6 protein-coding genes are annotated in these 6242 nt (G+C 43.5%); 1 reads left to right on the forward strand and 5 read right to left on the reverse strand.

What is annotated here, in order from left to right; genetic code table 11:
• Positions 1 to 139: 139 nt before the first annotated feature.
• Entirely contained in the window at positions 140 to 1162 is a 1023-nt protein-coding gene (locus B5F78_RS15550) for an efflux RND transporter periplasmic adaptor subunit (protein WP_087407162.1), read from the reverse strand.
• Positions 1163 to 1358: 196 nt separating this feature from the next.
• Here B5F78_RS15550 and B5F78_RS15555 point away from each other — a divergent pair, with 196 nt between their 5' ends.
• A complete protein-coding gene (locus B5F78_RS15555; RefSeq protein ID WP_087407163.1) occupies positions 1359 to 2246 on the forward strand; it encodes a helix-turn-helix domain-containing protein in 888 nt (295 codons plus the stop codon).
• A 491-nt stretch (positions 2247 to 2737) separates the two neighbouring features.
• On the opposite strand, the gene tsf is transcribed toward B5F78_RS15555, so the two are convergent.
• From tsf to rplM, 4 genes are all read right to left on the reverse strand, one after another.
• Positions 2738 to 3730 (reverse strand): translation elongation factor Ts, encoded by a 993-nt coding sequence (gene tsf / locus B5F78_RS15560; RefSeq protein WP_087212158.1) that lies wholly within the window; start codon positions 3728 to 3730, stop codon positions 2738 to 2740.
• 131 nt (positions 3731 to 3861) lie between these two features.
• Positions 3862 to 4701, reverse strand: a complete 840-nt coding sequence (gene rpsB / locus B5F78_RS15565) for a 30S ribosomal protein S2 (protein WP_087212155.1) — start codon at positions 4699 to 4701, stop codon at positions 3862 to 3864.
• Between the two features lie 219 nt (positions 4702 to 4920).
• Positions 4921 to 5307, reverse strand: coding sequence for a 30S ribosomal protein S9 (rpsI, locus tag B5F78_RS15570; protein WP_087212153.1), 387 nt, complete (start codon positions 5305 to 5307; stop codon positions 4921 to 4923).
• Between the two features lie 6 nt (positions 5308 to 5313).
• Positions 5314 to 5775, reverse strand: a complete 462-nt coding sequence (rplM, locus tag B5F78_RS15575) for a 50S ribosomal protein L13 (RefSeq protein WP_022039235.1) — start codon at positions 5773 to 5775, stop codon at positions 5314 to 5316.
• Positions 5776 to 6242: the final 467 nt, after the last annotated feature.

The following is a 6242-nucleotide window of genomic DNA, read 5'->3' on the forward strand; positions in this document are numbered from 1 at the left end:
TCCTGTTCTTCGTCAGATAGCCCGCTATCTTCCTCATCACAGAAGCGAAAATGCCTCAAAAACTCATCCCAAATCATCGCACGATAAATTCAAAACAGCTTCTAAGAATGAAAACAGCATATTCTTCATTCTTCGTTCTTCATTCTTCATTTATAATTGTTCCGTTGCATACCTTCTGCTGGCCTTCCACAATGATGCGGTCGCCGGCATTCAGCCCGGAAGTGACAATAACCCCGTTTCCGGAAAAATCGCCGCAGACAATCACCCGCTTTTCTGCAACACTTTGATTGTCTACCCATACGAACGAACGGTTCTGTTCATCAAGTTGCACAATACGTGCCGGTATCACCACCTGTGCTCTTGCGTTTCCACCCGCCAGATTGACTTCTGCTACCATGCCCGGCATCAGAGAACCATCGGTATCCGTCACATCCAGCTTCACTTCGTAAGAGCGCGACATCGGATTGGCAACAATGCCTTTCTCGCTCACCACACTTGCGAACACCTTATCTCCCAGCGCAGGCACTTTGATGACCGCCTGCTGGCGCAAGGCGATGCTGCCTATCTCGGCTTCGGGCACCGCTATCTTCACTTTCAGCTGGCTCACTCCCACCAACTTACCCACTGCCATGCCGGGCACTACGTTCTGCCCTACCTCTACCGACTTATCTGCTATCACACCGCTAAAGGGTGCGTACAGCTTACAGTCCTTCAAGTTCTTCTGCGCCATTTCTTCCATCGAGCGTGCCTGCTGGAGTTTGCTCTGCACCTCTACCCACTGTATCTCGGGCAAACTGCCTTTGTCGTGCAGTTCTTTCATACGCCGATAGGCATCTTCCGCCTGCACCAGCGTGGCTTTTGCCGCATCATAACTGCTCTGCATCGACGTTGGGTCTACCGAAGCCAGAAGCTGCCCCTTCCCTATCCGGTCACCCAACCGGAAATGAACAGCTTCTACCGTTCCCATTACCGAAAAGCTGAGCGGCGTGCCTGCCGTTTCTTCTACCGTACCCGAAAAGCAACGCGTGCCTTCAATCGCCGCCGGAGCGACCTGCATTGTTTTTACCTTAACCACATCTTGCGTCTTCTGCTGTTCTTCCTGACCGCATCCTGCAAGCAAGAGTACAGCGGCGCACACCGGCAAAATAACCTTTTTGTCCATAGTTACTGTTTTAAAATTCTGCGCAAAGGAAACAAGTTTAGTCCAAATTACATGGCTTTATTTTCCTTGATAAATGTTCTATTTTCCAACAATACAGCCAAATAAGACAAACAGAACAGTCTTCAAGAGATTGGAATCAGGTCTTTTCAAGAAATAATGACTTATTTTGCCACAGCAAACAAAAGAAAATAAGAACATGGATATCACACAAGGAAATCTGAACACAGTAGCGAAAGAACACATCGCTACCTATTGCGACAACCGGCTCGCCCTTATCGATGACTTACATACATTAGGCCAAACCAATGCCGTCAGAGTAGAATTCATCATAGCTGCCCTCTGCATCAAAGGGAGAGCCTCGCTCTACATCAACGGCGAAGCCTATACGATGAACGAATACGACCTGCTCATCTGCCACCCCAACATCATATTGGAAAAAAGTATGGTCAGTGCAGACGTACAGTTCCGCTGCATCTGCATGTCGCCAGAATACATCAGCCAGCTTGCAGTAATTTCGAACAACAGCTGGGATATCCTGAAATACCTGGAACAGAACCCCATCCTCACGCTAAAACCCGAAGAAGCCGACATGTTTCGCCAGTATTATGACTTGCTCCGTTCGAAACTGACGGGCATTCCGCTACGCCATCAAAAAGAAATCGTCGACTCACTGATACAAGCATTCCTTTACGAATTTCATGACGCCATGGAACGCTTCGGGAAATTCGCAACGCCTACCTATTCTTCCAGCGAACGGCTGTTCAAAGAGTTCCTGCACCTGCTTGTCTCATCGTATCCCAAACCGCGGATGGTAGCGGTTTATGCCGACAAGCTGCACGTCACGCCCAAATACCTCTCTGCCGTATGCAAGGAGATATCCGGAGAAACCGCTTCCGACATCATCAACCAATACGTCATCAAGGATGTACTCTACATGTTGAAGAAATCAGAAAAAAGTATCAAGGAAATCGTCAACGAGCTGGACTTCCCCAACATGTCTTTTTTCGGGAAATACGTAAAGCGCTACATTGGAGTTTCTCCCAAACAATACCGAAAACAATTAGCAGAAAAAGAAACAGAATAGAATGCGGTAAAGAAAGAAGGCCAAGAAACTGTTTTGAATTTCGACAAAAAGTTTTTCTTGGCTTGATGTATCCGTTTTCGTGCGTGCTTTGGACGATAAATTCAAAAACAGCTTATTTGATAAAAATTTGCCGAGGATACGGAAATAATACCCTCACCTTACCATTTGCTTTTCCTGCATAAGCCAATTGCGTAGCAAGATGCATACCAGTCCTCGCATAATCCTAATATACTAGGACTGCAGTCCTAATAGATATAGGACTGCAATCCTGACGCATCAAAACTGCAATCCCAGTAATATAGGACTGGCTAAATGATTAATTGCCTTTTCCTATGCAATCATAAGTAAGTGTGCAAAATGAAATGAAACGACGGACAAATCCTTATATCCGATGAGATTCCATCGACAAGAATCTAGAAACAGATTTCGCATAAAAAAGAGCTGCCCTCTCAAATATTGAAGACAGCTCTTAAAATCTTTAACTACAACAATTATTCAGCACGCAAAGTGAAGCGTTTGAATTCTGTTACCACCAATTCCGGATCTGCAGCTTTCAATACTTCTGCAACCGTCTTTTTCGGGTCCATGATGCTTTCCTGCTTCAGCAAGCAAACTTCTTTCAAGAATTTGCCCAAACGGCCTTTCGCAATATTTTCAATCATAGCCTGAGGCAAGTTGGCAGACTTCTCGGCAGCAACTGTCGCTTTGATTTCTTTTGCTTTGGCTACATCTTCGGCTGTAATCCAACCCTTAGCCATGTTGCTTTCCATGTGCTCTTCGCTGTCTACGTGAGCCGGATTGATGCCGGCTTTCTTCAAAGCTGCATCTACCGCTTTCTGCACTTGTTCAGCCTTTGTCTTTTCAACGGCTACGTTAATTTCTTCTTGTTTCACAGCTTCGGGAACGCCGTCTTCATCAATAGCAATCGGGTTCATAGCTGCAATCTGCATGCAGATTTCGTGAGCCACCTGTGCATCGCATACTTTGTTGAAAGCAACGATTGTACAAAGTTGGTTCTTGTTCATGTGATTGTAAACGGCGGTACAAGCGCCCGATACGAAGTTGTAACCATCCAACTCGGTTTTTTCGCCAGTCACACCACTGCGTTCTACCACTGCATCTGCAATCGTACCATTACCCATCGGCAAAGCTTTCACTTCATCCAAAGTCTGGCATTTGTTTGCAATAGCAGCATCCAGAATAGCCTGAGTCAATGCTACGAAATCAGCATTCTTGGCAACGAAGTCGGTTTCACATTTCAAGGCAATCATTGCAGCATAATCACCGGTAGACTTAGCCAGTACACAACCTTCTGAAGTTTCACGGTCAGAACGTTTTGCAGCTACTGCCTGTCCTTTTTTACGGATAATTTCCATTGCTTTATCGAAATCGCCTTCAGATTCTGTTAAAGCGTTTTTACAGTCCATCATACCAGCTCCTGTCATTTTACGGAGCTTGGTGATATCAGCCATACTTACAGCCATAATAATCTTGTTTTATTTAAATGAATAATAATCGTTCTAATGCAAATTGAGAGCTGAGAACAGAGAATTGAGAATCGCTTTATTTAGTAACTCTCAACTTTCAACTCTCAACTCTCAATTAAAAATTATATTTAAGCTTCTTCGTCTTCCTTAGAGATGAACGCAGCAGCCTTTGATGCATTGATGGCATCTTGCTCAGCCTTGTCCATACGAGCCTTGGCAGCTTTCTTCTTCGGAGCTTTCGGAGCATTTTCACCGGCAGCTTCCATATCTACCTTTTCAGCTTTTCTTTCTTCCAAACCTTCAGCCATGGCACCGCAGCAAGCATCAAGAATCACTTCGATAGATTTTGTTGCATCGTCATTAGCAGGGATTACATAATCCACATTGTTCGGATCTGAATTAGTATCTACGATACCAAATACAGGAATACCCAAACGATTTGCTTCGCGGACAGCGATGTTTTCTTTCATCACGTCAATCACGAACAATGCAGACGGCAGACGAGTCAAGTCAGCGATAGAACCCAGGTTCTTTTCCAATTTGGCACGCTGACGTGAAATCTGAAGGATTTCTCTCTTCGAAAGGTTTGCATATGTACCGTCGTTGGTAAGCTTATCAATAGTAGCCATTTTCTTTACAGCCTTGCGGATAGTAGGGAAGTTGGTCAGCATACCGCCCGGCCAACGCTCGATAACGTAAGGCATGTTTACAGATGCAGCTTTTTCTGCTACAATCTGTTTTGCTTGTTTCTTAGTAGCAACGAACAGGATCTTCTTTCCTGATTTTGCAATTTGTTTCAAAGCTTCAGCAGCTTCGTCAACTTTGGCAACGGTTTTGTTCAGGTCGATGATATGTATTCCGTTGCGTTCCATAAAGATATAAGGAGCCATTGCAGGGTTCCACTTTCTTTTCAAGTGTCCGAAGTGGCAACCAGCCTCCAATAAAGTATCAAAATTTACTCTTGACATGTTTTAATTGTTTAATCGTTTACTTTCTTTTTTGTTTGTAATGAACCAACTGCCGGGTAGTCTCTCCACAAACCCCTTGCAGGAAGAGTCCAGACAGTTTAGATACTAAACGCCTTTTTAAGTTTTTGAGTTTTTAAGATTTTAAGTTTTGTGAGTTTAAGCCTCCATACAAGCCTTATAAACTAAAGAACTAACAAACTTAAAAACTAAGAACTCAAATTAACGTTTACTGAACTGGAATCTGCGGCGTGCTTTCGGACGACCCGGTTTCTTACGTTCAACCTCACGTGAATCACGAGTCATGAAACCTTCTGCACGAAGTGCCTTCTTGTCTTCCGGATTGATTTTCACCAATGCGCGGGCGATAGCCAGACGCAAAGCCTGAGACTGTCCAGTAAAACCACCACCGTTCAGATTTACTTTGATATCATATTTTTCAGCCACTTCCAATTTATTCAACGGCTGTTTTACTACATATTGCAGAATAGGAGATGGAAAGTACTGTGCAAGGTCTCTCTTGTTAATAGTAATCTTTCCTGTACCTTCGCTAACGAAAACACGAGCAACTGCGCTTTTACGTCTGCCTAATGCATTTACTACTTCCATGCTTGATTATTTAAGTGAATTAATATCGATTAACTTCGGAGACTGAGCTTCATGCTTGTGCTCAGCACCTTCATACACATACAGATTACCCAACAGTTTGGCACCCAGACGGTTCTTGGGGAGCATACCTTTTACAGTACGTTTCATCAGTTTTTCTGCACCGTTAGGCTTCTGCATCAAACGAGCCGGAGTAATTTCACGCTGACCACCCGGATAACCTGTATAGCTCAGGTAAATCTTGTCAGTCCATTTGTTACCTGTAAATTTCACTTTACTTGCGTTAATGATAATCACATTATCGCCACAATCTACGTGAGGGGTAAAGTTCGGTTTATACTTACCTCTCAAAAGTTTCGCAACTTTAGCACCGAGACGGCCTACAACCTGATCGGTAGCATCTACTATGACCCACTCTTTGTTCACAGTAGCCTTGTTTGCAGAAATGGTCTTGTAACTTAAAGTATCCACTCTTAAATTGGTTTTAAAATGTTAACTACTAAAAAACTATCCTCCACGCTCCTCCTTTCCCGGACAAAAGAAAAAAGAAGGTGTCAGATTTTAAATTATACTATTTGATAATAATCGGCTTGCAAAGGTACGGCTTTTATCCGAACCCACAAAGAATTTAGGTATTTTTTTCTTTTACAGATGATTGGCAAGGCAAAAACCAACCAAACAAAAAAGCTTCCGCACCTGCCCTTATCCAAAGGTATACAGATACGGAAGCTGCAAGCCGAGCACTCCGGCACAAAAAATTTTCTATCTTTCCTTGTTTGCCTTGTGCAAAAGCACACTGTAAGATTAATAATCTTACGGCGTGAAGATTAATAATTCAAGTTTCGCAAGTTAATAGATAACCTTCTTCTTGGGATATAAAAGAGGCACAGGGATTTCCGCATATCGCAGAAAATGAGTAATTTTATAGTTGCAAATCA

The sequence above is a fragment of the Bacteroides sp. An279 genome (genome assembly GCF_002159615.1).
Lineage (GTDB): Bacteria > Bacteroidota > Bacteroidia > Bacteroidales > Bacteroidaceae > Phocaeicola > Phocaeicola intestinalis.